At 66.0% G+C, this 1,830-nt stretch carries 2 protein-coding genes; both read left to right on the top strand.

All coding sequences use genetic code 11. The features are described from left to right. Positions 1 to 286: phosphopantetheine-binding protein (locus GGR71_RS20885; RefSeq protein WP_184452297.1), on the top strand; the 286-nt coding region annotated here is incomplete at its 5' end. Beyond that, positions 279 to 1,830: condensation domain-containing protein (locus GGR71_RS20880; protein ID WP_456362653.1), on the top strand; the 1,552-nt coding region annotated here is incomplete at its 3' end. The genes GGR71_RS20885 and GGR71_RS20880, both read left to right, overlap by 8 nt.

Below are 1,830 nucleotides of genomic sequence, written 5' to 3'. Positions count from 1 at the left end.
GCTGGGTGTGGAGCAGGTCGGGCGCCAGGACAACTTCTTCGAACTGGGCGGACACTCGCTGCTGGTGATGCAACTGGTGATCCGGATCCGCGAGCAATTCCAGGTCGACGTGGTGCTGCGTGCGCTGTTCGAACGGCCGACGCTGGTGGAGCTGGCCGCTGCCGTCGACGAACTGCAGAAGACTGTCTTTCTGGGCGACGAGCTCGAGCGCATGCAACGCGAGCTGGACTCCCTGTCCGAGGAAGAACTGCGCGAGATGCTGGATCGAGAGTCGATCAATGACTAACAACGCCGCCGCGCTGGAAGCGCTGAAACAGACCATCATCCAGAACCGGATGAAGCAACGCATCGCGCTGCATGCCGAAGAAAGCAGGAAGCAGGGCATCCCGCGCGCCGATCGCAGCCAGACCTTGCCGTTGTCCTGGGCGCAGCAGCGGCTGTGGTTCCTGGACCAGCTCGATCATGCGGCCGGGGCGGCCTACCATCTGCAGGCTGCCCTGCGGTTGATCGGACGCCTCGATCAGGTGGCACTGCGGTCGACCCTGGACCGCATCGTGGCGCGGCACGAGAGCCTGCGCACGGTGTTCGTCAGCGCCGACGGTGAGCCGCGCCAGGTGATCGTCGCCGCGGATGTCGGGTTTGCCCTGGTCGAGCAGGACTGGCGCGCGCTCGATCCCATGGCGCAGCAGGCAGCGCTGGACGCGTTGCTCGTAACCGAGGCGCAGGCGCCCTTCGATCTGAGGAACGGACCGCTGTATCGCGGTCACCTGCTGTCGCTGTCCGAGGACGAGCATGTCCTGCTGGTGACCCAGCACCACATCATCTCCGACGGCTGGTCGACGGCCGTACTGATCCGCGAGGTCGGCGCCTTGTACAGCGCATTCTGCCGGGGCGAACCGGATCCGCTGCCACCGCTGCGGATCCAATACGCCGACTACGCGGCCTGGCAGCGGCAGTGGCTCCAGGGCGAGGTGCTGCAACGGCAGCTCGATTTCTGGACCGGGCACCTGCGCGGCGCGCCGGCATTGCTGGAACTGCCGACCGATCGGCCACGGCCGGCGTTGCAGAACTACGCCGGTGACGGCATCGACGTCAGCCTGACCGTAGAACTGAGCGCCGGCCTGCGGGCGCTGTCGCAGCGCCATGGCACCACCTTGTTCATGACCTTGCTGGCCGCGTGGTCGATCCTGCTGGCGCGGTTGAGCGGGCAACACGACATCGTCATCGGCAGTCCGGTGGCCAATCGCGCGCGTGCGGAGGTCGAGCCGCTGGTCGGCTTCTTCGTCAACACGCTGGCGTTGCGTGTGGACCTGCAGGCCGATCCCAATGTGGCCGCGCTGCTGGCCCAGGTCAGGGCCACGACGCTGGAGGCTTACGCGCACCAGGACCTGCCGTTCGAGCAGGTGGTCGAAGCCCTGCAGCCCGAGCGCAACCTGAGCTACAGCCCCGTGTTCCAAGTGTTGCTGAGCATGAACAATGCGGTCGGCGAGGAGGCCTTGCAGCTACCGGGGCTGACCGCCAAGAAGGTCGAGACTGCGTATAGCAGCGCGCACTTCGATCTGGATCTGTCGTTCATCGATTCGGGCAAGGGCCTGACGGGCAAATTCATCTATTCCACCAGCCTGTTCGATCGCGAGACGATCTGCAGGTTCAATGCGTATCTCGTGGCCATCCTGAACGCCATGGTAGCCGACGACACGCAGCCGGTGAGCCGCCTGCCGCTGCTGTCGCCGGTCGAGCGGTCGCAGGTGCTGCACGGGTTCAATGCCACGCAGTCGGCGTACCCGCAGCAGGCCCTGATCCACGGCCTGTTCGCGGCGCAGGCGGCGC

The sequence above is a fragment of the Xanthomonas sp. F1 genome (assembly GCF_014199855.1).
Note: the sequence above shows the minus strand (reverse complement) of the source record. Positions and strands in the feature narration are given on the sequence as shown.